Here is a 23,515-nt window from a genome sequence, read left to right on the forward strand (position 1 = left end):
AAAAAGCCGGATTGGGTTAGCCAAAAACTTGCGGATTGATATTATTTCACCACGGCGTTTCGGCCTGACTCTTTACCCATATACAGCTTTTTATCAACAGCGTGAATACAGGCATCTACGCTATCATAATCTTTAATGTCAGCAACGCCGCACGTTATGGTTACCTTAATTGAGTGGGGATGGCTTTCAATAGTTTGTTCCGAAACACACTTTCGTAACTTTTCTGCTACCCAATAAGCTTCTTGTATATTGAGAGAGGGTAACAATATCAAAAATTCTTCTCCGCCCCAACGTGCAATGACATCGCTTTCTCGAAGGTTTTTCTCCAAGGTTTTGGCTATTTTTACCAAAACCTCATCGCCTACATGATGGCCGTATTCATCGTTTATATTCTTGAAAAAGTCTATATCCACAATAAGCAAGGAAAAGGTACGACCATGCCGTTTAAATTCTTGCCACTCTGCGTTGGCTCTCTGTGTGAAATAACGCCTATTTTTAAGCCCAGTTAACGAGTCTTGCGTCGATAAATGCGTAAGTTTTTCTATCATTGCTTCAAGATCTCGTGTTTTTTCCTCTACTTTAAGGGCCAGTTCTGCAGAGCGTTTTTTCAGCGCCGAAATTCGTAGCCAGATTACTGAAGAGATGATGAAGAGAATACTTAAAACTAATGCGCCACGCCATATAGGCTCGTCCCACCAAGGCGGAATCACTATAACTTCGAGTTGAGCTTCGTCGCTACTCCATACATTCTCCTGATTTATCGCTTTTACCGTAAAACGGTATCGCCCAGGCTCTAGGTTTGTATAGGTTGCCACTCGCGTTTTAAAATCAGTAAATCGCCAGCTATTTTCGAAATCAACGAGCTTGTATGCATAGCGCAGTTCATTAGCATTCATAAAGTCTGTGGCTGCGAACTTAATGGAAAGGGCAATGTTATTATGAGTGAGTTCTATCTTTTCGCCTAAGTTAAGACGTTGTTGCACGCTAGTACCATTTTGTTCATCTCGACTTACTGTCTCTACCTTTGTCAGGTGAACAGCAGGCGACCATTTCACGTTTGCGACTTCTGACGGAACAAACTGCGTGAGCCCCTCTGCACCGCCAAAAAGAATAGTGTTATTTTGGGTTGTGGCAACAGAGCCGATATAGTAACCCTTGGAAAGGGCGCCATTTTCTGCGCCATAGTGATAAAGTGTGGAAAGATCAGGCGCTAGATAAGTTATTCCCTCTATAGTAGAAATCCACAACCCGTACTCATCATCTTCAACAATTGCCCCAATTGATACTTTGCTCAATCTACTCTCTGGCGTAATTTGCGTCACTGTTATGGTTGATAAGTCATCGTTATTTTTGGTGACAAAATACAAGCCATCAGCTTGAGTCCCTACCCAATAGCCACCACGCTCAGAGCGTGAAACCCAGGTTACAACCGTACTGTCTGTAATTTTGTCGGTATAATCACTAATACTTGTTAATTCACCTGTGAGCTTGTTGGCCAAATGCAGCCCCGTTACAGTACTTAGCCATGCACTTTCGTCATTCTCGAAAAGAATACGAGTAGTAAGGGAAAGCGGCCACTGTTGTATTACCCGCCGCTCAGAAGGCCGATACACAAAAACACCATCGCTATATCCGCCGAACCAAATATCGCCTTGGGTGTCAATGTTAATGCTGTATCCAGACTTGCCTTGTAACCCCTCAATTTCGAGGCGGCTTGTTTCCCTGTTTAACTTTGCTAGTCCGCTGCGAGTCGTTACCCAAAGCGTATCGTTATTTGAATCATAGAAAGTGCTGGTGATTTTATCACTTGCTTTGTTGTCGGATTTCTGTGCGTTATTGGAGGTAAATGGCCCTTCATACGTCTTGTTAACCGTATCGTAAATCCACAACCCTTTTTCATTCGCCACCCATACTTTATTCTCTTTAAACGAGGCCATAGAGCCAATTATCCGACCGCCACCGACTTCAGTCGTATAAAAGTTGCTTAGTTCTGGGTTACTTATGGCAAAGCCGTCGTCTTTCGTACCCACTACGACAAGGCCGGATTTTGTTTGATAAAGGCTTGAGACGCGCTCGTCTCCTGAGTCTTTATCACTTATTGGGAAGTGTAATACTGTATAAGGGCTGTGGGCTTTTAAAAGGTTTAAACCTCGTTCGGTCGCAACCCATAAATCGCCATTTCGCTGTAGTAAAATATCCGTTACCGAATTGTCTGACAATCCTTGTATTTCACTCGTACATTGTTTAGTTATTGGCTCGGGCTCAACATTGGGGTTAAACAGGCAGATACCATGAGTAGAAGTGCCTAACCAGAACCGTGAACGCTCTGCAGAGACAAGTCTGGTGAAGTTAACACCTTCATACGCAACAAGTACTAATGAATTTTTAATAGCATCGAGCTTATAAAGGCCAGAAGTGGAGGTTACGTAAAGAGTATTGCCGATTAACTCTATATCAGTGAGTGTACTCGTTGTATCGGGAAGGTAACTGACGAGTTCGATACTGTCATTTTTTTCATAGTAGCGATATACATTTCGCTCAGATACTATCCACAAGGTGCCATCGGATGTCGTTTTTATTCTATTAATGACTTGCTTGCTTGAGGGGGACGATACCGGAAGTGAGTAATGTTTAAATTTTTCTGTGTCTACATTTAAGCGACTTAGTCCGCTAAACGTGCCCACCCAAATATAATCACCGTCCGGGCTTGCTTCTAATTGAAGCACACTTAAAGTTTGAAGGCCTGTAGATTTATCATCTCCCCACATTCCAAAATTTCTGAAGGTATAACCGTCAAATTTATCTATACCTGATTGAGAGGCTAGCCACAAAAAACCATATTTATCTTCAGCAATGTCAGAAACGGTAACGTGTGTGATACCACTTTCCATATCAAAGGTATGAAAGGCTGGGGCTCCTATTTCAGCTCGAGCGATAAAGTTAAAGCTCACCAATAAAGCAAAGATAGAGAATAAGTACGCTGAGGGAAGGCGCATAGTGCTGCAACGTTAAAAATAATTCATGTATAAAAACTACGTTAATTCAGAGGACTTTCAATAGAACAATAGTTTAATTTGTTTAAAAAAGCCCCGTGGTAAGGGGCTTTGTCTATTAAAAATGTTCACAACTGTGTTGTGATTTAAGTAACAGAGCGAGCTACCAGCCACACTGGCGTGTAGCATTTTGCTCATCTAACCACGTTTTTAGTGGCGCAAAGTAGTCAGCGATAGTACTGGCATCCATTTGCGGTGAGCCTGTCAGTGTTTCTAACGCATTTTGCCAAGGTTGGCTCATACCCATCTCTAGCATTTCGTTAAGTGCTTTACCTGCTTCTTCACTGCCGTAGATAGAACAACGGTTAAGCGGGCCCTCATCACCTGCAATGTCACACAGTGCTTTATGGAATTGGAATTGAAGGATATGCGCTAGGAAATAGCGTGTATAAGGTACGTTAGCAGGCACGTGATACTTTGCACCCGGATCAAATGCGTCGGCGCTGCGCTCAACAGGCGCCATCACACCCTGATACTTTTCTCTCAATTCCCACCATAGTTGATTGTATTGTTCAGGTGTTACTTCACCTGACATCACTTTCCAGCGCCATTGGTCAACCATCAGACCAAAGGGAATGAAGGCAATCTTGTCTAACGCGACTTGCATTAACATTCCGATATCGTTTGATGCGTCTGGGATCTCATCAATTAATTCGATTTGCTTAAGGTACTTAGGTGTTATTGATAAAGCGATGGTGTCGCCAATAGCCTCGTGGAAGCCGTCGTTTGCCGAACCACGGTAAAGAAGTGGTTGGTCTTTATAAGCGCGTTGGTAGTAATTGTGACCCAATTCGTGGTGAATAACGTTAAACTCTTCCCCTGTTTTCTGGATACACATCTTAATACGAAGGTCGTCTTTGTCGTCTAAATCCCATGCAGAAGCATGACACTGTACGTCACGGCCTTCAGGCTTTTGAAACATAGAGCGTTCCCAAAAGGTATCTGGAAGTTTTTCAAAGCCAAGCGATGAGAAAAATGACTCTGCTTGTTTAACCATGGCGATTTCGTCATACCCTTGTTCAGCTAGTGCGCCTGTAACATCAGGCACTTTCATTTCTTGCTGAGGTTTAACGATATCGTAAATATTCCCCCACGACTGCGCCCACATGTTACCTAATAAATGCGCAGGAATTGGCTTGTCTTGTGGTACAACATCTTCGCCGTAATGTTCACCAAGCTTTGCTCGAACATGACAATGAAGTGACTCGTAGAAAGGTTCGACTTGTGTCCATAGACGATCTAGCTCTTTCGGAAATTCGTCAGCTGGCATGTCATATTTGCCTCGCCACAAAGCGCTGACGTTTTCGAAGCCAAGTTCTGCAGCACCTTCATTGGCAAGTGACACTTGTTCGGCGTAAAGTGGTGCCATAGGTTTAGATACTTCACGCCAGCCTGTCCAATACTCTAACAATTTATCGGCATCGCGTAGGGTAGCCATTTCTGCGCTCATTTCGACCAGGCTTTTGCACGTTCCATCTTCGCCGCAATACTCACCTGAACCGTACATAGCGCTCAAGTCTGAGCCAATTTTTGCTAAGCGTTCTGCTTTGGCAGCATCTGCCGGCGGCGGCATTGTTAAACTGTTTTTAAGTAGATCAAGCTGTCTGCGGGTGTCGGTATCTACATCTACATCGTTAAACTTCGCTGCTTCTTTCGCTAGTTTGGCTACTTTCGTTGAAAGTACTTCGTTAAAGTAGGCACTAACTGCAGCTGTATCGAAATTGATATTGGTGGCGTAGCTCCACTCGGCGTGCGCGGCAGGAACTTGCATTTTTGCAATATCATTTTGCGCCTGTGTTAAAAACTGCTTGGCGTCTTGTGCAGTGAGTTGTGGTTTAGTTTCTGTCTGTGTTGTACTTTCGCCACATCCCATAAGCGAAACGCTTACCAATGCTGCTATCAGAGTACGTTTTTGATTGAGCATACTTTGTCCTTTAATTATTGTGTTTTTTTAAGTGAATCGACGTTCACATAGACATACTCTTGCATTGTGTAACGCTGTGTTGCTTTTGTAAAACAAATTCGATATTACTCTCACAAAGGCACTGGCTTTTTTAGGCAATTTATAACTAGTAATGCGAACGGTTGGGCCTGTTTTTAAATTTGCCTCAACACCTGACGAAAAGTTTTTTAATAATGGGTCAAAGTAATGCAAAACAATGACAATGTAACGTCTGCTACACCTGATTTAGAAAGGTTGTTTATCTACGGAAGCCTTGCTCCTAATTGCCCAAATCACCATATCGTCGCGCATATTGATGGCCAGTGGCAGTCTGGTACGGTAGAAGGGCACTTAGTTCAACAAGGGTGGGGAGCAACTATGGGGTTTCCGGGAATTGTTATTTCTGATCTAACTGAAGCAAAAGAAGAGGTGAAGGGCATGATGCTAACGTCTACTCAACTTGCCGAAAACTGGGCCATGCTGGATGAGTTTGAAGGTGATCAATATGAACGGGTCATTGTTCCTGTTAAGCTTGATGCCGGTCACACTGAAAACGCCTATATTTATCAAATCAAACCAACACAATAAAAAGGACTATTATGTCAACGGAAGAACCACTCTACTGGGGCTTGAACGCTCGAAGCTACTGTACACTCATTCATGTTTCTCAGTTATCCAGTTTCATTATACCTGGCTTAGGTATCATATTGCCTATCGTGCTATGGATTGCTCACAAAGATCAAAACGAAGACATCAATCAGCACGGCAGGGTGACAGCGAATTGGTTAATAAGCTTGCTCATATACTCTGTTATTTGTTTTGTCTTGACGCTGATTATCATAGGAGCCCTAGGCTTCATCGTTCTTGGATTAATGAACATCGCCTTTGCTATCGTGGCAGCAGTCAAAGCGAACAAAGGGGAGTTGTGGGTGTATCCGCTAAGCTTTGAGTTTTTTAAACGTTAACCTAAAGAACCCTACGTCACGTCTAGCAAGAAAAACTGAGACTTAAGCTCGCTTTCGAAGGACGTTTCTATGTTGAAACGTCTTCGTACCTATCCCATAGCAGACACTGCAATTGCCAGCGTAAACAATAACGCGATATGTTTTGGTTTTAATAACATGCTCACCTATTTTCTTATGACTTTTTCTACCGGTGTTAACCTTAAAGATAGTTTTCACAATGGTGTCGCGCTATACGTAATTAGTGTAATAGAGTTAAATGTCGTAGGTGTCATTTGATTGGCATTATTATGAATGCGCTAAGATGAAGGTATTAGTGTGGAGCGATTTTGTTGGAAGGCAAGCTGAGTGTCGAGTTCTAGACTAGGAATTACTTCGCACTAAAGCGAGCATTCGGCAGTACGCTGTGAATAAGGTACTGGCCTTTCGATTGTTTGGTACTTTGAAGCGAGGCATTGGTACCGCGCTTCACTGTGCTTAGTGCTAGCGGTTTATTCTGACGTTGCTTCTTGAGTAATTGGGATGAAGGCACTTCCTTCATATTTACAAGCGTAGGTCGGGCTTCTTGCGCGAAACTAGAATTCATCAGCGAAGGTGCTAGAAAAAGTGCGATAGCTAAAAAACTGTTTTTATTTGGCTTGTTCATCACATTTTTTCTCTTTTTTGTTCAACGTGAACGCTAGACAAACTGATTAAACACTATTCGATGTCGATGGCTGAGGTGGTTGCACCCACCTCATTCATCGGCTTTGTTTGTTCTCCTTCATTACACCGAATGTAGGATGGAATCGAAACATTAGGTGTTATACAAGGGTATTTTTTTATATACCCTTGTGCCTGATACTCAAGCAGTACATCACCATGCGGTTACGCCTCCGTCTACTGCTATGGTTTGTCCGTTCATGTAAGAGTTGCCAGGGGAAAGCATTAGCATCATGGTGTTAACGATTTCCTGTGGTTCGCCTAGTCGCTTCATTGGGCTGCCAAGGCCTAATTGCTCTCGCGCTTCAGGGGTGTTGTACCCATCTACGTTCAATATGTTGGTTGGACTATAGAATGGGCAGATTGCATTCACGCGAACATTTTTTCGACCATATTCAACCGCGGCAGTGCGGGTTATCCCTGACACGGCATGTTTTGCTGCAGCATACGCACCGCCCTTTGGCGCTCCGCCCAAGCCCGCGAGTGAGCTAACATTTAAAACGTGACCTTGCTTTTGTGCCAGCATAACGGGTATCTGGTACTTCATTCCAAACATAACGCCTTTAACATTCACAGCAAACTGCGAATCCATGATTTCCTCTGTCATTTGATGAATTGGCGCTGGGTTATGCGCTATACCCGCATTATTTACGGCAATGTCTAGTTTGCCAAAGGTTTCCATGGCTTTTTCAACAAGCGCCTTATTTAGTGACTCGCTGGCTATATTACCGGCTAGTACCACGACATCGGTGAGTGCTTTTACATCTTTTTTCGTTTCCTCAAGTGCGGTTTCGTTAATGTCTGAAAGAACGAGTTTCGCTCCTCGGTTGGCAAGACCTAGCGATAACAGGCGGCCAAAACCACTGCCTGCGCCGGTAATTAATACAACTTGTCCAGAAAAGTCGAGTAGAGCGTCCATGGTTATCTCCTAATAGTTAATAGTTTCATGTCGGTTGAAAGTCTTGTTACTTAAGCTGCGTATTCTGGATAAACTGAACAAGCAGATTGGCCAGCCGTTCCCCTTGGTCTTCCTGAATAAAGTGACCACCGTTTTCTATCTGTGTATGGGCCATGCCATTACAGCCGGGAACGAGCTTTTGAAATACTTTTTCTCCACCTTTGGTGACAGGGTCGCTATCACCGAAAGCTGTAACAAAAGGTTTGTTATATTGCTTTAGCTTTTCCCATGCCTGTCTATTCGCCTGTGCCTCAGCATTGTCTGGGCTTGTAGGAACTAGAAGAGGAAACATGCGGGCTCCCGCTTTGAAGCTTTCGTCAGGGAAGGGGGCGTCGTAGGCATCCAACGTTGCTTCGTCTAATTCTGTGGTTGTTGCATTTTGAATAATGGTCGAAGTGGGGAATTCGGGCACGTCCTGAGAGAAACGACGCCATTTGATGAAAGCATCACTAGGCGCATGGTCGCCGGTGGGCAGCCCAGTATTAGATACCATGACACCCGAAAAACGCTCAGGCATATCGGCAACAAGCCGCAAGCCTAGTAAACCTCCCCAGTCTTGACAAAATAGGGTAACAGGGCCTTTAGTAGCCTGTGAAAACCAGTCTTTTAGCCATATCACGTGACGAGCGTAGGAGTAATCCTCCTTTCTTTCTGGTTTATCTGAGCGCCCAAAACCAATGAGATCCGGCGCGATGACATTGAATCCCGCATCAGCCAATATAGGCATCATCTTGCGGTACAAATAAGCCCACGTCGGTTCGCCGTGTATTAATAGCACGGTATGTCCATCTTTCGGTCCACATTGATAATGGGCCATTCTTATCTCACCGCTTACTGTGTCAGTTATTTCAGTGAAGCGGGGTGGGTAAGGAAAGTCAGTTATTTTTCTAAAGGCGCTTTCCGGTGTTTTAAGCACTTGCATAGCCAATCATCCTTTTGTAAATAAAATGTAATTACAAGTGTTGCCCGATTAACAAAAACACCGGTTTTATTTTCTGTCAAATAAACCTTAGGCAAGGTAGAACAAGCTCTGCGCAGAGAAATGAATTCACAAAGGGGCTGGCGGTCATTATTAAATATTATGATAAATGTCTATAACACCAATAAACTTGGATGATTGACAACACTGCAATAACATCCAGTTAACGTGATAAACAGGACATGGTTATGACTGAGATGGAAAATAAAGCCGTAGAATATGCAGTACAACAGGGTGTTGCCACGCTGACAATGCAAAGTGCGCCCGTTAATGCGCTGTCACGCGCTATCAGAGTAGGGTTGATAGAAGGCATAAACAATGCACTAGATGACGACAGCGTACGTGCCATTGTTATTACTTCTTCACTACCTATTTTTTCGGGTGGAGCTGACATCAGCGAATTCTCTGGTGGCGATTTGTCTCCCATGCTGCCTGAGGTACTAGACAAGATTGAAAATGCGTCTAAGCCGGTTGTTGCTGTTCTCCCTGGACCAGCATTCGGCGGTGGCTTAGAAGTGGCGTTAGCTTGCCATCATCGCATCACCTTTGCCGACAATAAAGTAGGTCTTCCAGAGGTAAATCTAGGCATATTACCGGGCGCAGGCGGTACTCAGCGCCTTCCTCGCTTAGCCGACGCACAAACATCGTTAGAAATGATCGTAACAGGCAAGCCTACGTCGGTGGTCAAACTTCCAGGTGTTTTCGACAAAATTTCTGATAAGCCTGAGCATTTACTTGAAGATACAAAAGCTTATTTACAAGCATTAACGCCAGATAAAGCGATTAAACGCACCAGTGATATTACGCTGTCCATGTCTGACGAAACGCAGGCGGTGTTTGATGCAGTAACTGCACAAACTAAAAAAGCGACTCGTGGTTTCTTTGCTCCATTAAAATGTATCGAAGCGGTACGCGGTGCTTACACGCTCGCTTTTGAAGATGGCCTTAAAAATGAAGGCAAGCTTTTCATGGAGTGTATGAATACGCCACAGGCGCGTGCCCAGCAACATTTCTTTTTTGCTGAACGCGCAGCAGGCCATGTGAGCGATTTCGACAGAAATACTCCTGAGCGCAACATTGAAAAGGTTGCGATTATCGGCGCGGGAACAATGGGCGGTGGTATCGCTATGAATTTCGCCAATGCCGGCATTCCAGTCACAATGCTTGAGCTCAAAGAAGAAGCGCTAGAGAAGGGATTAGCGCTTATTAGAAAGAACTACGAAAACTCAGCGAAAAAAGGCAAGTTAACCCAAGAGCAGGTAGAGAGCCGCATGGCACTGCTTTCAGGTACTACGTCGTATGATGACTTAGCTGATGTAGATCTCGTCATCGAAGCCGTTTTCGAGAAGATGGAAGTAAAGAAAACCGTATTCTCGACGCTAGATAAAGTGTGTAAGCCAGGCGCCATTTTGGCTTCAAATACGTCAACATTGGATATAGACGAAATAGCGACAGCCACATCGCGTCCTGAAGATGTGATTGGTCTTCACTTCTTCTCGCCAGCGAATGTGATGAGACTGCTAGAAGTGGTTAAGGCTGATAAGACATCTGCTGAGGTCATTAAAACCTGCATGAAGATGGCTAAACGCATCAAGAAAGTAGCTGTGTTAGTAGGCGTTTGCTTCGGATTCGTGGGTAACCGCATGATTGAGCCTTACGGCCGTGAAGCTAACCGCTTGCTGCTTGAAGGAGCAACACCTGAGCAAGTTGATCGCGTTTTGACCGAGTTTGGTATGCCAATGGGGCCGTTCACTATGGGTGATATGGCTGGATTAGATATCGGCTACTATGTACGACAGTCTAGACAAGAGCATATTGCACACGACCCCGCTTACGGTGCGGTGGCCGATCGCTTGGTAGAAAAGGGGCGCAACGGACTTAAAACCGGACGCGGAGCTTACAACTATGAACCTGGCAGTCGAGTTCCTATCCCAGATCCAGAAGTACAAGAAATTGCTAAGCAAGAAGCAGAGCGTTTAGGCGTGGTTCAGCGTTCAAACATTAGCGATGAGGAAATTCTGGTTCGCGTCATGTACTCATTGATTAACGAAGGTGCTGCTATCTTAGAAGAAGGCATTGCAGCTAAATCTAGCGATATCGATGTGATTTATGTTTACGGTTATGGCTTCCCTGTGTATCGCGGCGGCCCTATGCAATATGCCGACGAAGTAGGGCTAGGCACTATTTTAGATAAGCTGACTACCTATCGCGATCAATTGGGTGATTACGGAAAAATGTGGCTTGAACCAAGTGATTTGTTGGTGAAATTGGCCCAAAGCGGCGGCACGTTTAAAAGCTATAAAGCGAAGTAGACATGGCTCTCGTTAGCGAGAATTAATCGACGGTGAGAGCTAACGATAGCTCTCGTTCCCCGACATCCGAATCTGGTAAAGCTAGGCAACTTCGAGAAGAAACACATAGGCCTAGCTAAACTTTGGCTGAACTTTCAGCCCAACTGAAAGGAATATGAAAATGCGCGATGCAGTTATCGTAAGTACAGCACGTACGCCAATCGGGCGCGCTTATAAAGGTGCACTGAACAATTTACCAGCCCCTTCATTAGGTGGCCATGCTATTCAAAACGCAGTAGCACGCGCGGGGATCGACCCTGCCAGTGTCGATGACGTGGTAATGGGCGCTGCGCTAACCCAAGGCAGCGGCGGCATGAATATAGGTCGCTTGGCTGGCCTAGCGGGTGGTTTACCGGTCACCGTAGCGGGTATGACGCTCGACCGCCAATGCAGCTCTGGCATGTATGCCATTGCTACCGCAGCGAATTCAATTCGCACAGGCGATACCAACATTATGGTTGCGGGAGGCTTAGATTCTATCTCTTTAGTGCAAAACAAAAATATGAATATGTTTCGTGCAGTAGACCCTGCACTGGTTGCTAAGCACAAAGATATTTATATGCCAATGCTTCAAACTGCGGAAGTGGTAGGTAAGCGCTACAACATTAGCCGTGACGTACAAGACGAATACGGTTACCAGAGCCAAATGCGCACAGCAGCGGCTCAAGAAGCGGGCAAGTTTGATGATGAGATTGTACCTATCACAGCAACGCAAACCTTATTTAATAAAGAAACAGGCGAAACCTCTGAGCGTGAAGTGACCTTGTCGAAAGACGAAGGAAATCGACCCGAAACAACGCTAGAAGGGCTTAAAGCACTTAACCCTGTGATAGAAGGTGGTTGCATTACGGCTGGTAATGCGAGTCAGCTTTCTGATGGGGCAAGTGCGACAGTGATTATGGATGAGCATTCTGCGGCAAAGGGCAATGCTCAACCTCTTGGCATTTATCGCGGGATTGCAGTAGCAGGCTGTGAGCCAGATGAAATGGGAATTGGCCCAGTGTTCGCCATTCCTAAGCTATTAAAGCAGCATGGATTAACCATGGACGATATCGGTCTATGGGAGCTTAACGAAGCGTTTGCGGTACAAGTCCTGTATTGCCGCGACAAGTTGGGTATTCCAGACGAATTATTAAACGTAAACGGCGGTGCCATTTCTATTGGTCACCCATACGGCATGAGCGGTGCTCGCATGGTGGGTCACGCACTCATCGAAGGTAAACGACGCGGTGCGAAATATGTTGTTTGCACCATGTGTATCGGTGGCGGCATGGGCGCTGCTGGTCTATTTGAAGTAATATAGGTATTGGGTATGGAAGGTTATAAAGCTCCACAACGTGACGCCATGTTTGTAACACATGAGCTACTAGATTATCAAAATCACTATCAAAAACTGGGTTTCGATGAAGCCTCGGAAGACCTAGTTTCGGCGATTTTCGCTGAAGCGGCTAAGTTTTCTGAAAATACGCTTGCACCTATCAACGCGTCTGGCGATGAAGAAGGGTGTAAGTGGGTTGATGGTGAAGTCACCACGCCAAAAGGGTTTAAAGAAGCTTATCAAACCTATGTTGAGGGTGGTTGGCCAAGTATGTCTCACCCAGAAGAATTTGGTGGGCAGGCATTACCGTATTCGCTGTCTTCAATTATCGCAGAATGGTTCTCTGGTGCTAACCATTCTTGGGCTATGTATCCAGGCCTGAGTCAGGGATGTATGGAAACCCTTAAAGCACACGGAACTGAATTGCAGCAAAAAATGTTTCTTGAGAAGCTGATCAGCGGTGAGTGGACAGGCACAATGTGTTTAACTGAAGCACATTGTGGTTCAGACCTTGGTATGTTGAAATGCCGCGCAGAACCCCAAGAAGATGGTACGTACAGTTTAACGGGCACAAAGATTTTCATCTCAGCTGGTGAACACGATATGTCCGAAAATATTGTACACATTGTGTTAGCTCGCTTGCCTGACGCACCAGAAGGTACCAAGGGTATTTCTTTGTTTGTTGTGCCTAAATTTAATGTATCTGAAGACGGTGAAAAGCAAGACCGCAATGCGGTAAGCTGCGGAAGCATAGAACACAAAATGGGTATCAAGGCCAGCGCAACCTGTGTGATCAATTTCGATGGCGCAAAAGGTTATTTGATAGGCCCACCTAACCGTGGTCTAAACTGTATGTTTACCTTTATGAATACCGCGCGTATTGGCACAGGCCTTGAAGGCTTAGCAGCGTCTGAGGCGGCTTTCCAAGGTGCGTTACGCTATGCAAAAGACCGCATTCAGTTCCGTTCGTTGACGGGGCGAAAGAATCCTGAAGGCCCAGCCGATCCCATTATTGTGCATCCTGATGTGCGCCGTATGCTGTTAACGCAAAAAGCGTTCGCTGAAGGTAACCGTGCGCTAGCGGCTTATTGTATGCAATTGGTTGATATTACACTCTACGGAAACGATGCGGCCGAAAAGCAAGTTGCCGATGCAAAACTTGCGTTCTTAACACCTATTGTAAAAGCCTTTTTAACAGAGACTGCGCAAGAATCGACCAGTTACGGCATGCAGGTTTACGGCGGGCACGGCTTCATTAAGGAATGGGGCATGGAGCAGCTGGCTCGCGATACACGAATTTGTACTATGTACGAGGGTACAACGGGTATTCAAGCTGTTGACTTACTAGGCCGTAAAGTAATGGGTTCTAACGGTGAGCTATTGAACGTATTTGTGCAAGAAGTGCGTGATTACTGCAATTCATTGCGCGACAACGCGCAGTTTAGCGCTTGGACCAATGCACTTAACTCTCATCTTGACGAGTGGCAGCAGATTACTATGGATATAGGTAAAGCCGCAGCGTCAAACCCTGACGAAATAGGCGCAGCGTCTGTCGATTACCTAATGTACTCAGGTTATGTCACCGTTGCTTACTTCTGGCTTAAAATGGCCGTGAAGGCACAAGAGCAGCTTGATGCAGGTAGCACTGAAACCGAGTTTTATAAGAGTAAAATTTTAACAACGGGCTTCTATTTTGACCGTTTATTAACCCGTACTCGCTCGCTTGTTTCAGCTATGCAGTCAGGTGCTGACAACTTAATGTCTATGCCAGAGAGCATGTTTGCCATCGAATAGAGACATAAAAGCCAGGCAAGTGCGTTAAGAAAAGGCGCACTAAAGGCCGAGAAAATAATGTAGCCGGAAAAATGATTTAATCAGTAATCATTGGATACCTTATTTTGCTCGGCTTTTTTGTTTCTTAAAATCACATAGAGGAAGTGAGCACATTGGTTGATTCCAAATACGCAATGGTTGATGGGGCCTCCATTCATTATTTATCCCGAGAAGAAGAGGGCGCAAAGAACCCTTTAATTATAATGCTTCATGGCTTCCCAGAGAATGCACATACGTGGGAGGGGTTAATGGCGATACTCCCCACAACACTTGACATCATTGCTCCAGATTTGCCCGGTTATCATTTATCGAGTCCACTACCTAGTGAAACGGACTACCAGGTTCCATCATTGATAGGTCGAATGGCCGCCTTCATCGAGAAAGTTAAAAAAGGCCGAAAGGTTATTTTGTTGGGACACGATTGGGGCGGGGCAATAGCGTGGCCCCTAGCAGCCTTTCACCAAACATTGATTAGCAAACTGATCATTGTAAATGCTGCGCATCCATCTTGTTTTACACGTGCAATTAAAACCTCTTCTATGCAAAGAGAAAAAAGCCAGTATATCGCTACGCTCATAGATAGGAACGCAGAACGAATTCTTTCAAATACAGACTTTCAGCTATTGAAAAATATGATCGGAAGCTGCCTTTTTGAGCAAAAATCGAGCTACTCAAGAGAGTTACTCAACGATTGGCGTGACCCTGAAACCCTTAGCGCGATGCTCAGCTACTATAGGCAAATGCCACAACAAGTGCCTCAAATGAATGTATCTAAAAAAGTGTTAGATGACATTCGTATACCCGAGATATTTATTCACTGCCCAACGCTACTATTATGGGGAGAGCAAGATGATGCATTTGATTTAAGTGTAATAGATAAAATTGAACACTATGTTCCGCAGATTACAAAGCGGTTCAATCCGAGTGCGTCGCATTGGTTACACAGGGAAAAGCCTGAGTGGGTGCGAAAAGAAATGATAGATTTTTTAAGGGCTTAGAATGGGGTGAGGCCCCTAAAAGGGGCCTCCAGTGCGGCGTCCTGCCGCTACCATGTTGAACCGATGTATCACATGGTGTGACTAAATTGTTGTATTAAATTCTGCCGTCAAGCTCAACTGAAATAGGTGAACTTTGTAGACCTTGCTCAGCAATCCAGGCTTGTAAAGTTTTGCCGTCTGACTCTGGCTGAGCCAAATCTTTACTTGGCATTTTCTTAACAAGAAGCGTACCCACTTCAACCGCATTATTGGTTAGAGCGGTGCGAATAAGGCTTTGGCCGTTACAAGAAATGCCAGAGTAGTAATCGCGAAGCTTTAGTTTGTAATCTGACTGCACGCTACGCATTTTCTTGCGAAGTTCACCTTTGTCATCGGCTTGAACAATTGTGCAAATGTTTGCTAGCGCTTCGTTGATGTCATCAGCTTGAGCTGCGTTAGAGAAGGCTAAAGTAGATGCCGCAATTACTAGAGAAGTTTTAACGATTTTCAACATGGTTAAATTCCTTCGGTTGTTGTTTTTAAGATTATGTTTGTTCGTTGGAATGCATTAAACCCTAATCTAAGTTGTTGAAAAACATATACTGAAATAACTGGGTATAGTTTCCTATACGTGTAGGGCAAGGGTTGCAATGAAGGGCAACTATACGAAAATACATCGTAGTGTCGTGCTATTTTTTATCTCGTCTAGTTGTATTATATTATCCTTATGTTTCTAGTTTGCTGTTCAGTAAATGGAGTGAATAGTCATGGATGCTTCCGCTTGCTTTGAATTAAATGGGTTCAAATTTAATCGCACAGAAAATACGGTTGAAAAAAGTGGCGTTGTCGTAAAACTCACTAATAAAGTTTCTGAAGTATTAGCATTGTTGTTGAGTGCGAATGACGAAGTGGTGACAAGAGATATATTGCTTCAGGAAGTTTGGCCCAATAGATTCGGAGCCGATGAATCGCTCTCTAGAGTTATTTCGGATCTGAGAAAAAAGCTAGAGCTATTGGAGCCAGATCTGAGCTCAGCAGATGAGACTATTCCCAAACGTGGCTACAAATTCGATACATCAATTATAAAAACAAACCCGAACGAAACTGTTAGTGTGAAAAAGCCTACTCTTTCAAATCGGCTTGGCTTACATCCATGTAGTGAGAAATGAAATTGTTGACGCAGATACTCAAGCTCAAGAGTGCCTTGCTCGCAGCATACGATTCATGAACTGTTGGGTTCATAAAGCTGAAGTTCATGAATATACCGGTGAAAAGAAAGTTCTCAATCAAATTCACGAGGTAATGAAGAAACTCGCACCACCCGTTACAAAAACATTGACTTTACATGAGCTAAATCACAGCGAGTTCGAAAATAGAATCGAACGCATCGAAGCATATTTAAGTAGCGTTAATGAATATGATTTTAACGTTGGTTTCTTTCCTCAAGTTTATTTGTACTCAGTATCACAAGTGCTCAATGGACAGCAAGAACGCTATGTTGATCTTGCTTTGTCGAAAGTATCCAGCGGTCAATCGCTCTTGTTCAGAAAACTGCTTTATCCAAACGATGTTAGCAATGAACTAAAGATTGTCGAAGAAATTACGCGAGCGTTAGAGACGGATAACAGAAGCCGCTACTACGACTATTATCTAGCGCAGCTTTATACGCAAATGGGTCAATATAGTGAAGCACTCGATATATTAGCAACTTTGATTAATAACAGATCTGTTCCGGTAAGCTTTGAGCGATTTTATGGAATTGAAAGTGATCCCTTCTTTCATAAAATGATTGACATACCAAGGTTTAAGATGCTTCTAGAAAAACACGAAGAAAATAAATTAGCATTAAAGATGGCGATTTCAGAGAACAATAAGACGGCCAGTATAATTGAACGGGCTATGGCACTTTAACGCGTATTTTTCTTTGCTTTATGTTGGCGCATTTGTGTATCCGTTAGCCCCAAAATCTGGCAGCGTTATTTTAGAAGATATCAGCTTTCTGCGTAAGGGTTAGTGCATCACTGTCATTTATCATTGCTATTGCATCGTCAATAATATCAGGCCATACCATCTGGTCGCTCCCATACAGGATACGGTTTCCAAGACCCGCATCAGTCAGTGCTATTATCTATTTGACCCGGCGATGCATTATATGCGCGCATTGAGCCCAACACCTCTGGCAAATAGTGCAAGCCAAAGTTAGGGCTCCCAGGAAAAATATGTACTCCAATTGGCACTCCGAGCTCTTCTGCAAGCTTGAAATAACGCTCAATTGAAGGGTGATCTAATTTCTTACCCTCATAAAACGGCGCGACTTCAGCGATAACATCTAAATAATCAAGCTCATGTTGCTTTTTTAGTATTGATGGCGGTTTTGTCGCGTTTGCTACTAAAATCGTAGTTGGCGCATCTTCCAACCATAATTCACCAGCAGTCACTACTGCTTTCACAATATTGTATTTATGAAATCGTTGCAGCACTTCTTGTTTTAGATGCTCTGCGTTTTTCACTGCACGGTAGGTTTTGCCTCGAAGCGTTGGGGGATGTTCAAGACCAAACAATGGACTTTGTTCTTTATACGCGTGAATATGTACATCAATGATAGGACCCGAATATTTTGACGCAGAATAAGCCGATAGAGAGAAAAAGGTGCATACTAGGGCAGTTATGAATATCGTTTTTGGCATAGTCATAAACTTTTATCCAAGTAGAAGCCTAATTGAAACAATCATGCAAATAAATGCTGAGGCGATTAAATTAATCGCCTCCAAAGCCTTTTAGAAGCGGTATGCTATTGATGCTGACCATGTTGATAAGTCAACTGCTCCAGTATCACCTAAATCGCCATTAGAGTATTGAAATTACTCAAGTCTAACTAAAAAGTTCTCAGATAAATTCCAGTTTACTCCGGCACCATAAGAGAATTCATTACTGTAATTTTCCCGTCCAAATTCAGGCCTATCGGGTAGAAATGCGGTTAATACAATGTTTGTCGTTGTGCCCAGCATTACATAGGGGGAAAGCGTCTGATCTGCAAAAAAATCTATAACCAATAGATGTATTCGTTAAACCATAAAGTTCTATGTCTAGACCTCTTACAGTTTCTCCACCTCGTGGGGTAACTCGACTTTCTGATTTTGAAAAGCCCTTTCCATGACGCAATTCGACAAAAATACCATTGTCGAAAACATAACGCATCTGAGCTAAAGCTAAATCGATATCTACCTCTGCTTCAATGTCTTCTATTGAACCACCCGGTGTACATGCACACTGGTCATAATTTTTAGGTTTACTTGTGCCTAAAGTTAGTCCTATCTCTATATTTGCCAGTGCATTAAAAGAACAGAGTGCCGTGCAAGCGAATAGCGCTAAAAATTTTTTGTTGAGTGAAGTTTTCATTTTAATCTCCATGAATAATATTTGCCTTAATGGCAACAAAATCATGGACGTATAGGACTAACAAAACCTTTCTTTTTCCTGAAGAAAGCCTGAGCTAAGGTTGATATTTTTTTGAAAAAAAAGAAAAAGGCCCCGTAGCAGTGGGGCCTCTCAGTGCAGCATTCGCTGCTACCATGTTGAATCGATTCACATGGCAATGTGAAAGAGGTATTAAATCCTATCGTTCAGCTCAGCTGAAATTGGTGAGCTTTGCAGACCCTGCTCAGCAATCCACGCTTGTAATGTTTTACCGTCAGCTTCTGGTGCCTGTAGATCTTTACTTGGCATTTTCTTAACAAGCAATGTACCCACTTCAACAGCATTGTTTGAAAGTGCAGTTCTGATTAAGCTTTGACCGCCACAAGATATGCCTGAGTAGTAATCGCGAAGCTTAAGCTTGTAGTCTGATTGCACACTACGCATTTTTTTGCGCAATTCACCCTTATCATCTGCTTGAACGATAGTACAGATGTTAGCTAGCGCTTGGTTTATATCATCTGCTTGTGCCGTGTTAGAGAAAGCCAAAGAAGATGCTGCAATTACTAGTGAAGTTTTAACGATTTTCAACATGGTTAAATTTCCTTCGTTTGTTTTAATAATTGGTTTGTTTGTTCGGGGTTAATTAAAAAACAACCAAGATGATTAAAAAACATTCACTCAAATAACTAAGTATATTGGTTTGTACCTTATACTAAAGATGTAGAGGAGAAGGTGGCGCTATAGCCTTTAGTATTAAAGGGGTTGAGAGCTAATTGCACAATGAAGAATGAGATTGTGAAACGATCAAAAAAAGTGCGAAGAAACAGCATCTATGCTTTTTCTTTGCGTTGAAATGGCGTCAAGGTTGCAATTGTGACCCCATCTTTATTTCGGTAATAAGACACCAAACATGTTGAGATTAATTCTTCAACGTTGGGTTTGCGTGAACGGTCATCTATTTCGTTACTGCGTATTGAGCGATGCGTCGCCAAAAAGCGCTACAAAGCTAGTAAGGTTCTCAGCAATCTCAAACGTCTATTTTATTGAACAGAGCAAACTTATCGTCGTTACCCAATGAGGTTAAGCGTCCAGGTTATGATGTGGAGAATGTTCATACGGGTATTGTTCACATTGGTGTCGACCTTCGCGAAAATGACCTTGCCATGAAAAAAGTGTTCGACGAGCAAGATAACCTATATACCTTGATTGAAAAGTACAATGACGGCGCTTGCAATGCGTAAGTGATTGGCGTAATGACAGGTTTTCTTATGACTAAAGCGAGTAAGTCAATCTAAGTTCGCTGGAATGAAAAGAGGGTAGTGCATTACCCTTTTTTGTGTCTGCTTCAAAGAAAAAAGCGACCCGAAGGTCGCTTCTTAAAGTGCAGATTTCTCTGCAACCATGTTGAACTGGTTCACATGGCGTGAAATTGTTTTACAGTCGGTCGTTGAGCACCGCTGCAATTGGGTTATCCTGTAAGCCGTTTTCGGCAACCCAAGCCTGTAGCGTTTTACCGTCGGCTTCAGGTGCCTGTAAATCGCTCTTTGGCATTTTCTTAACCAGCAATTCACCTGCTTCTACAGCATTGTTCAAAAGAGCCGTGCGGATAAGGCTATTTCCACTGCAGCTAATACCCGAGTAATAGTCTTTTAGCTTCATGCGGTAGTCTGACTCTACTGAACGCATTTTTTTACGTAATTCGCCTTTGTCGTCTGCTTGTACAATAGTACAAATGTTTGCAAGCGCCTCGCTCACATCAGCCTGTGCAACGCCCGATACACCTAGTGTCGCCGCGATAACAAGAGAAGCTTTAACGATTTTCAACATGGTTAATTCCTCAAGTATTTTAAAAGTTTGTTTGTTCGTTCGGACTTAATTAAACGCAAAAAAATATCTTTTTGAAATGATGGGAGTAATACTTAGGTATGAGGTTTTATAACCAAGCTTTATTCAAAAAGAACGCCCCAATGGGGCGTTCTTTTTAAGTTAGTGCGGCTTGAAGTTACTTGCTACTTCCATTATTTGTTCGCGCATCCACATGTGTGCGTAGTCGTGGTCTGCACTGACGTGCCAATACAGATAATACTCTACTGCAGGTAATTCGAATGGCATTTCATAAATGGCGAGGTCGTAGTGTTTTGCCAAGTGAAACGGCAAACACGCTATTAAGTCTGTTTTAACTATGGTACTTGGCACCGTTAAAAAGTGTTGACCACGCATTACCTCTTTTCTTCTTTTGCCCATTTTGTCTAGCGCTACATCAATGGGGCCTGCGCCTGATTTACGTTGAGACACGTTAATATGCCCCAAGCGCAAAAATGTATCTAAGTTTAAGCCGTTTTTTAGAGCAGGGTGGTTTTTACGAGCAAGCACTACAAACCTGTCTTGTGCGATCTTTTCTTTGCAAAGGTGAGGGTCAGTGAACGTAGATGCATCAGCAAAAAAATCTAATGTACCCGCTGCCATAGCAGATACTACTTGGCTTCTAGGTATCTCATAGTTGGTCAAGCCAATGTTGGGCGCTAGATTCTGAAGGCGAGCAACCAATCGAGGCATAATACTAGCCTCAAGTAAATCTCTGCTTGCAAAATTGAAAGACTTCTCGGCAGTTAAAGGGTCAAACGTGTGGCTTTCCTGTACGCTTTTGCGCAACAATGCCAATGCTTGACGCGCAGGCACAATAATGTTTTGGGCTACAGGTGTTGGTGTCATGCTGTGACCAGTACGAACAAACAAGGGGTCGTTTAACATTTCTCGTAGTCTTGCGAGAGAGTTGCTTACTGCTGGTTGAGTAATACACAAGACATCTGCTGCCTTGGTTAAGCTTCCTGCCGTATAAATGGCGTCGAATACTGCAAAAAGGTTCAAATCGATTCTATTGAGATTCATAACTAATCCTTTAAGAGCGAGTGCCCTGAACATAGCCAATAGATGAAGAGGCGCTAGTTTGCACCACAGTGCTTTTGGTCAACACTTTGATGACTTGCTACATAGCATCTACGTATAATTTACGTTAGTGTAACAGGAATATTTATAAATACCTATTATTAAAAGTTAATTGAAGTATTCAACTAAATAATAGTAGTTTTGTCGTTAATAAACGGAAATTGGACTGAAATTATGAAGACACTTTTAGATTTAGCGATAGGTGAGTCACTTGCGCAACCAGAGTGGTTAACAGTAACACAGGACATGATTAATCAATTTGCAGATGCAACAGGCGACCATCAGTGGATTCATCTAGATTCGGTTAAGTGCGAAAAAGAAAGTCCATTTAAAACGACAATTGCTCACGGCTTTCTCACTGCCAGTCTCATGCCTAAAGCGTTTGCAGAGGTTATTGCTCCAAGTGAACGCATCGCATCAATGATTAACTATGGAATAGATAAGCTACGCTTCCTTGAACCGGTCAAGAGTAACGACGCAGTCAAGTATCAATTTAAACTCGTTGATGTTAGTGAAAAGCCGCAAGGCAAACTGTTTAAAGTTGAGGCGAGTTGTTTGTTGAAGTCAAGTGGTAACCCTGCACTGGTTGGAGGGTTTCTCATGTTAGCGGTGCTCAAGCCCTAATGACGTGATAACGTTTAGCAGTATGAGAGGATGTCTATTACCTTGCGTTACACAAAAGACTGAATAAGTATCACCTTAAAAAATTAGGTGCTGTTGTAAAAGGTAACCTTTAGAAATGTAAAAGCCTGATGCGTTCTAACTCTGTTAAAAAGCATCAGGCTAATCTCACATAAGTAAATCAAAGCTTAATTAGACGCTTCTTCAGCACCTTCTTCTACTGCTTCACCAGCGCTTTGAATATCTTTGCCGGCGCCTTCAATCGTTGCGCAGCCGCCTAAAACTCCAAAACTTGCTGTGATAATCATAGCTAAGAATGCGTGTTTAAGTGATTTTGAATCTAATATTTCCATCTTTATCTCCTTTTACATTACTCGTTCCCAGGCTGATCTGGGGGGGCACCTGCTTTTACATCAGACTGCTGGTTTGATGAATTTGAATTGTTATTAGTACTTTGCTCATTGTGCTCTTTCAGCATGGCATTAAGTTTGTCTCCACCTTTGGCATTAAAGTCCAACGTCCTGATTGGGAACGGGATAAGAATATCGTTGTCTTCAAGCACCGTTTTAATCGTATTGATGGCGTCGTGTCTAACCATCATAAAACCGGGCTCGCCCGGGTAGCGGATCCAAAACCACAGCAATAAATTAATACTAGAGTCGCCAAATGATTCTGCATACACGGCAGTTTCATCTTTTTTGATAACGTAATCTTTATCGTTCATTGCGTTGGTAATGACGTTAGCTGCAGTCTCAATATCGTCTGCATAAGAAATCCCGACAGGGATCTCTATCCTTCGATATCCTAAACTGGAGTAATTTGTCAGTATATTTCGGAATAAAATTTTGTTAGGGATAACTTCAAGTTGCCCGTAGAAGGTCTCGACGAGAGTATTTCGAAGATTAATTTCTTTCACATTTCCAAACACACCCTCTGCCTCAATGACATCGCCGATTTCGAAGGGCTTTCTAATCCCCATTGCTATCCCAGCTATGAAATTTTCTGTCATATCCTGGAAAGCAAAACCGACGGCCAGTCCAACAATACCTGCACCTGCAAGCAATGAAGTAACTGTGCCTTTGAGGCCGACAAAATCTAGCGCTATAAATATGCCCGCCAAGAGGACAATGGATTTGATAATTGAAGTGAGCAGACCGGCAATTTGACGCGATTCAAACGTGCGCCGCATTAACTTGCCAACAACGTTACCTACCATCTTTGCGATAACGCCGAACAATATGGCAATGAGAAAGGCGACGACAAGATTAGGAAGGAGAGTAATTGCACCTTCTATCCAGCTTTCAAGCTTCGAACTTAGCAGCTTATATACCTCATCTACCTTCGGAAAATCCATAACCCTCATTACCATTTACTTAGTTATAACCAAGCTGATTCAAGAATTGATCCGTAAAACAAAATTCTCAAGTTACTGATTTTTATATATTAAGTTTTTTAG

24 protein-coding genes are annotated in these 23,515 nt (G+C 43.3%); 11 read left to right on the top strand and 13 right to left on the bottom strand.

The features are described from left to right. Positions 1 to 41 precede the first annotated feature (41 nt). The gene (locus RJ41_RS18480; RefSeq protein ID WP_039224003.1) at positions 42 to 2,996 is read right to left on the bottom strand and encodes a ligand-binding sensor domain-containing diguanylate cyclase; all 2,955 of its coding nucleotides are present in this window, start codon (positions 2,994 to 2,996) and stop codon (positions 42 to 44) included. Positions 2,997 to 3,156: 160 nt separating this feature from the next. Beyond that, on the bottom strand, positions 3,157 to 4,977 hold the full coding sequence (locus RJ41_RS18485) for a M2 family metallopeptidase (RefSeq protein WP_039224005.1): 1,821 nt from the start codon (positions 4,975 to 4,977) through the stop codon (positions 3,157 to 3,159). Between the two features lie 225 nt (positions 4,978 to 5,202). Between RJ41_RS18485 and RJ41_RS18490 the strand changes: the two genes are divergently transcribed. From RJ41_RS18490 to RJ41_RS18500, 3 genes are all read left to right on the top strand, one after another. After that, positions 5,203 to 5,583 (top strand): gamma-glutamylcyclotransferase family protein, encoded by a 381-nt coding sequence (locus tag RJ41_RS18490; RefSeq protein WP_052235519.1) that lies wholly within the window; start codon positions 5,203 to 5,205, stop codon positions 5,581 to 5,583. Positions 5,584 to 5,594: 11 nt separating this feature from the next. Continuing rightward, complete coding sequence (locus RJ41_RS18495; protein ID WP_039224007.1) at positions 5,595 to 5,960, top strand: DUF4870 domain-containing protein; 366 nt, start codon at positions 5,595 to 5,597, stop codon at positions 5,958 to 5,960. A gap of 69 nt (positions 5,961 to 6,029) precedes the next feature. Beyond that, positions 6,030 to 6,236 (top strand): hypothetical protein, encoded by a 207-nt coding sequence (locus RJ41_RS18500; RefSeq protein ID WP_039224009.1) that lies wholly within the window; start codon positions 6,030 to 6,032, stop codon positions 6,234 to 6,236. A gap of 91 nt (positions 6,237 to 6,327) precedes the next feature. Here the strand turns inward: RJ41_RS18500 and RJ41_RS18505 are convergent, their stop codons facing one another. The 3 genes from RJ41_RS18505 to RJ41_RS18515 form a co-directional block, all read right to left on the bottom strand. Continuing rightward, complete coding sequence (locus tag RJ41_RS18505; protein ID WP_039224011.1) at positions 6,328 to 6,603, bottom strand: hypothetical protein; 276 nt, start codon at positions 6,601 to 6,603, stop codon at positions 6,328 to 6,330. Between the two features lie 210 nt (positions 6,604 to 6,813). Further along, complete coding sequence (locus RJ41_RS18510; protein WP_039224013.1) at positions 6,814 to 7,578, bottom strand: SDR family NAD(P)-dependent oxidoreductase; 765 nt, start codon at positions 7,576 to 7,578, stop codon at positions 6,814 to 6,816. Positions 7,579 to 7,624: 46 nt separating this feature from the next. Then, positions 7,625 to 8,539: a haloalkane dehalogenase gene (locus tag RJ41_RS18515; protein WP_039224015.1), complete on the bottom strand. Its 915-nt coding sequence runs from the start codon at positions 8,537 to 8,539 to the stop codon at positions 7,625 to 7,627. A gap of 245 nt (positions 8,540 to 8,784) precedes the next feature. Between RJ41_RS18515 and RJ41_RS18520 the strand changes: the two genes are divergently transcribed. The 4 genes from RJ41_RS18520 (at position 8,785) to RJ41_RS18535 (ending at position 15,096) form a co-directional block, all read left to right on the top strand. Then, complete coding sequence (locus RJ41_RS18520) at positions 8,785 to 10,908, top strand: 3-hydroxyacyl-CoA dehydrogenase NAD-binding domain-containing protein (protein WP_039224018.1); 2,124 nt, start codon at positions 8,785 to 8,787, stop codon at positions 10,906 to 10,908. A 160-nt stretch (positions 10,909 to 11,068) separates the two neighbouring features. Further along, entirely contained in the window at positions 11,069 to 12,250 is a 1,182-nt protein-coding gene (locus tag RJ41_RS18525) for an acetyl-CoA C-acyltransferase (RefSeq protein WP_039224022.1), read from the top strand. Between the two features lie 9 nt (positions 12,251 to 12,259). Then, positions 12,260 to 14,059 (top strand): acyl-CoA dehydrogenase C-terminal domain-containing protein, encoded by a 1,800-nt coding sequence (locus tag RJ41_RS18530; RefSeq protein WP_039224025.1) that lies wholly within the window; start codon positions 12,260 to 12,262, stop codon positions 14,057 to 14,059. Between the two features lie 152 nt (positions 14,060 to 14,211). After that, a complete protein-coding gene (locus RJ41_RS18535) occupies positions 14,212 to 15,096 on the top strand; it encodes an alpha/beta fold hydrolase (protein WP_052235520.1) in 885 nt (294 codons plus the stop codon). Between the two features lie 94 nt (positions 15,097 to 15,190). Here the strand turns inward: RJ41_RS18535 and RJ41_RS18540 are convergent, their stop codons facing one another. After that, positions 15,191 to 15,589, bottom strand: a complete 399-nt coding sequence (locus RJ41_RS18540) for a DUF3718 domain-containing protein (RefSeq protein WP_039224031.1) — start codon at positions 15,587 to 15,589, stop codon at positions 15,191 to 15,193. A 253-nt stretch (positions 15,590 to 15,842) separates the two neighbouring features. Between RJ41_RS18540 and RJ41_RS18545 the strand changes: the two genes are divergently transcribed. Continuing rightward, positions 15,843 to 16,244, top strand: a complete 402-nt coding sequence (locus RJ41_RS18545; RefSeq protein ID WP_039224035.1) for a winged helix-turn-helix domain-containing protein — start codon at positions 15,843 to 15,845, stop codon at positions 16,242 to 16,244. Beyond that, positions 16,234 to 16,986 carry a hypothetical protein gene (locus tag RJ41_RS18550; protein WP_039224038.1) on the top strand — a complete coding sequence of 251 codons (753 nt, stop codon included), beginning with the start codon at positions 16,234 to 16,236 and terminating at the stop codon, positions 16,984 to 16,986. Before RJ41_RS18545 ends, RJ41_RS18550 begins: the two co-directional genes overlap by 11 nt. Positions 16,987 to 17,186: 200 nt before the next feature. On the opposite strand, the gene RJ41_RS18555 is transcribed toward RJ41_RS18550, so the two are convergent. The 3 genes from RJ41_RS18555 to RJ41_RS18565 all read right to left on the bottom strand — a co-directional run bounded on the left by RJ41_RS18555 (position 17,187) and on the right by RJ41_RS18565 (position 19,083). Further along, positions 17,187 to 17,768, bottom strand: a complete 582-nt coding sequence (locus RJ41_RS18555) for a hypothetical protein (RefSeq protein WP_156964792.1) — start codon at positions 17,766 to 17,768, stop codon at positions 17,187 to 17,189. Positions 17,769 to 18,033: 265 nt separating this feature from the next. Then, positions 18,034 to 18,474, bottom strand: coding sequence for a hypothetical protein (locus RJ41_RS18560; protein WP_156964793.1), 441 nt, complete (start codon positions 18,472 to 18,474; stop codon positions 18,034 to 18,036). A 210-nt stretch (positions 18,475 to 18,684) separates the two neighbouring features. Beyond that, the gene (locus RJ41_RS18565; RefSeq protein WP_039224045.1) at positions 18,685 to 19,083 is read right to left on the bottom strand and encodes a DUF3718 domain-containing protein; all 399 of its coding nucleotides are present in this window, start codon (positions 19,081 to 19,083) and stop codon (positions 18,685 to 18,687) included. A gap of 452 nt (positions 19,084 to 19,535) precedes the next feature. Between RJ41_RS18565 and RJ41_RS18570 the strand changes: the two genes are divergently transcribed. Further along, positions 19,536 to 19,733 (top strand): hypothetical protein, encoded by a 198-nt coding sequence (locus RJ41_RS18570; protein ID WP_039224049.1) that lies wholly within the window; start codon positions 19,536 to 19,538, stop codon positions 19,731 to 19,733. A gap of 193 nt (positions 19,734 to 19,926) precedes the next feature. Here the strand turns inward: RJ41_RS18570 and RJ41_RS18575 are convergent, their stop codons facing one another. Beyond that, the gene (locus RJ41_RS18575) at positions 19,927 to 20,319 is read right to left on the bottom strand and encodes a DUF3718 domain-containing protein (RefSeq protein ID WP_039224051.1); all 393 of its coding nucleotides are present in this window, start codon (positions 20,317 to 20,319) and stop codon (positions 19,927 to 19,929) included. A gap of 159 nt (positions 20,320 to 20,478) precedes the next feature. Continuing rightward, on the bottom strand, positions 20,479 to 21,381 hold the full coding sequence (locus RJ41_RS18580) for a LysR family transcriptional regulator (protein WP_039224054.1): 903 nt from the start codon (positions 21,379 to 21,381) through the stop codon (positions 20,479 to 20,481). A 231-nt stretch (positions 21,382 to 21,612) separates the two neighbouring features. Between RJ41_RS18580 and RJ41_RS18585 the strand changes: the two genes are divergently transcribed. Beyond that, positions 21,613 to 22,062: a MaoC family dehydratase gene (locus RJ41_RS18585; RefSeq protein WP_052235521.1), complete on the top strand. Its 450-nt coding sequence runs from the start codon at positions 21,613 to 21,615 to the stop codon at positions 22,060 to 22,062. Between the two features lie 185 nt (positions 22,063 to 22,247). Here RJ41_RS18585 and RJ41_RS19010 read toward each other — a convergent pair whose 3' ends face one another. After that, entirely contained in the window at positions 22,248 to 22,412 is a 165-nt protein-coding gene (locus RJ41_RS19010) for an entericidin A/B family lipoprotein (protein WP_084081973.1), read from the bottom strand. A gap of 17 nt (positions 22,413 to 22,429) precedes the next feature. Next, positions 22,430 to 23,413: a mechanosensitive ion channel family protein gene (locus RJ41_RS18590; RefSeq protein ID WP_039224154.1), complete on the bottom strand. Its 984-nt coding sequence runs from the start codon at positions 23,411 to 23,413 to the stop codon at positions 22,430 to 22,432. Positions 23,414 to 23,515: the final 102 nt, after the last annotated feature.

Origin of the sequence: Alteromonas marina (assembly GCF_000808575.1) — a bacterium.
In the GTDB taxonomy this organism is placed as follows: Bacteria; Pseudomonadota; Gammaproteobacteria; order Enterobacterales; family Alteromonadaceae; genus Alteromonas; species Alteromonas marina_A.

What these genes read in the sequence shown, in the direction of transcription:
- RJ41_RS18480 (WP_039224003.1), bottom strand. Translation starts at nt 2,996, where the DNA reads ATGCGCCTTCCCTCAGCGTACTTATTCTCTATCTTTGCTTTATTGGTG.
- RJ41_RS18485 (WP_039224005.1), bottom strand. Translation starts at nt 4,977, where the DNA reads ATGCTCAATCAAAAACGTACTCTGATAGCAGCATTGGTAAGCGTTTCG.
- RJ41_RS18490 (WP_052235519.1), top strand. Translation starts at nt 5,203, where the DNA reads ATGCAAAACAATGACAATGTAACGTCTGCTACACCTGATTTAGAAAGG.
- RJ41_RS18495 (WP_039224007.1), top strand. Translation starts at nt 5,595, where the DNA reads ATGTCAACGGAAGAACCACTCTACTGGGGCTTGAACGCTCGAAGCTAC.
- RJ41_RS18500 (WP_039224009.1), top strand. Translation starts at nt 6,030, where the DNA reads ATGTTGAAACGTCTTCGTACCTATCCCATAGCAGACACTGCAATTGCC.
- RJ41_RS18505 (WP_039224011.1), bottom strand. Translation starts at nt 6,603, where the DNA reads ATGAACAAGCCAAATAAAAACAGTTTTTTAGCTATCGCACTTTTTCTA.
- RJ41_RS18510 (WP_039224013.1), bottom strand. Translation starts at nt 7,578, where the DNA reads ATGGACGCTCTACTCGACTTTTCTGGACAAGTTGTATTAATTACCGGC.
- RJ41_RS18515 (WP_039224015.1), bottom strand. Translation starts at nt 8,539, where the DNA reads ATGCAAGTGCTTAAAACACCGGAAAGCGCCTTTAGAAAAATAACTGAC.
- RJ41_RS18520 (WP_039224018.1), top strand. Translation starts at nt 8,785, where the DNA reads ATGACTGAGATGGAAAATAAAGCCGTAGAATATGCAGTACAACAGGGT.
- RJ41_RS18525 (WP_039224022.1), top strand. Translation starts at nt 11,069, where the DNA reads ATGCGCGATGCAGTTATCGTAAGTACAGCACGTACGCCAATCGGGCGC.
- RJ41_RS18530 (WP_039224025.1), top strand. Translation starts at nt 12,260, where the DNA reads ATGGAAGGTTATAAAGCTCCACAACGTGACGCCATGTTTGTAACACAT.
- RJ41_RS18540 (WP_039224031.1), bottom strand. Translation starts at nt 15,589, where the DNA reads ATGTTGAAAATCGTTAAAACTTCTCTAGTAATTGCGGCATCTACTTTA.
- RJ41_RS18545 (WP_039224035.1), top strand. Translation starts at nt 15,843, where the DNA reads ATGGATGCTTCCGCTTGCTTTGAATTAAATGGGTTCAAATTTAATCGC.
- RJ41_RS18555 (WP_156964792.1), bottom strand. Translation starts at nt 17,768, where the DNA reads ATGACTATGCCAAAAACGATATTCATAACTGCCCTAGTATGCACCTTT.
- RJ41_RS18560 (WP_156964793.1), bottom strand. Translation starts at nt 18,474, where the DNA reads ATGAAAACTTCACTCAACAAAAAATTTTTAGCGCTATTCGCTTGCACG.
- RJ41_RS18565 (WP_039224045.1), bottom strand. Translation starts at nt 19,083, where the DNA reads ATGTTGAAAATCGTTAAAACTTCACTAGTAATTGCAGCATCTTCTTTG.
- RJ41_RS18575 (WP_039224051.1), bottom strand. Translation starts at nt 20,319, where the DNA reads ATGTTGAAAATCGTTAAAGCTTCTCTTGTTATCGCGGCGACACTAGGT.
- RJ41_RS18580 (WP_039224054.1), bottom strand. Translation starts at nt 21,381, where the DNA reads ATGAATCTCAATAGAATCGATTTGAACCTTTTTGCAGTATTCGACGCC.
- RJ41_RS18585 (WP_052235521.1), top strand. Translation starts at nt 21,613, where the DNA reads ATGAAGACACTTTTAGATTTAGCGATAGGTGAGTCACTTGCGCAACCA.
- RJ41_RS19010 (WP_084081973.1), bottom strand. Translation starts at nt 22,412, where the DNA reads ATGGAAATATTAGATTCAAAATCACTTAAACACGCATTCTTAGCTATG.
- RJ41_RS18590 (WP_039224154.1), bottom strand. Translation starts at nt 23,413, where the DNA reads ATGGATTTTCCGAAGGTAGATGAGGTATATAAGCTGCTAAGTTCGAAG.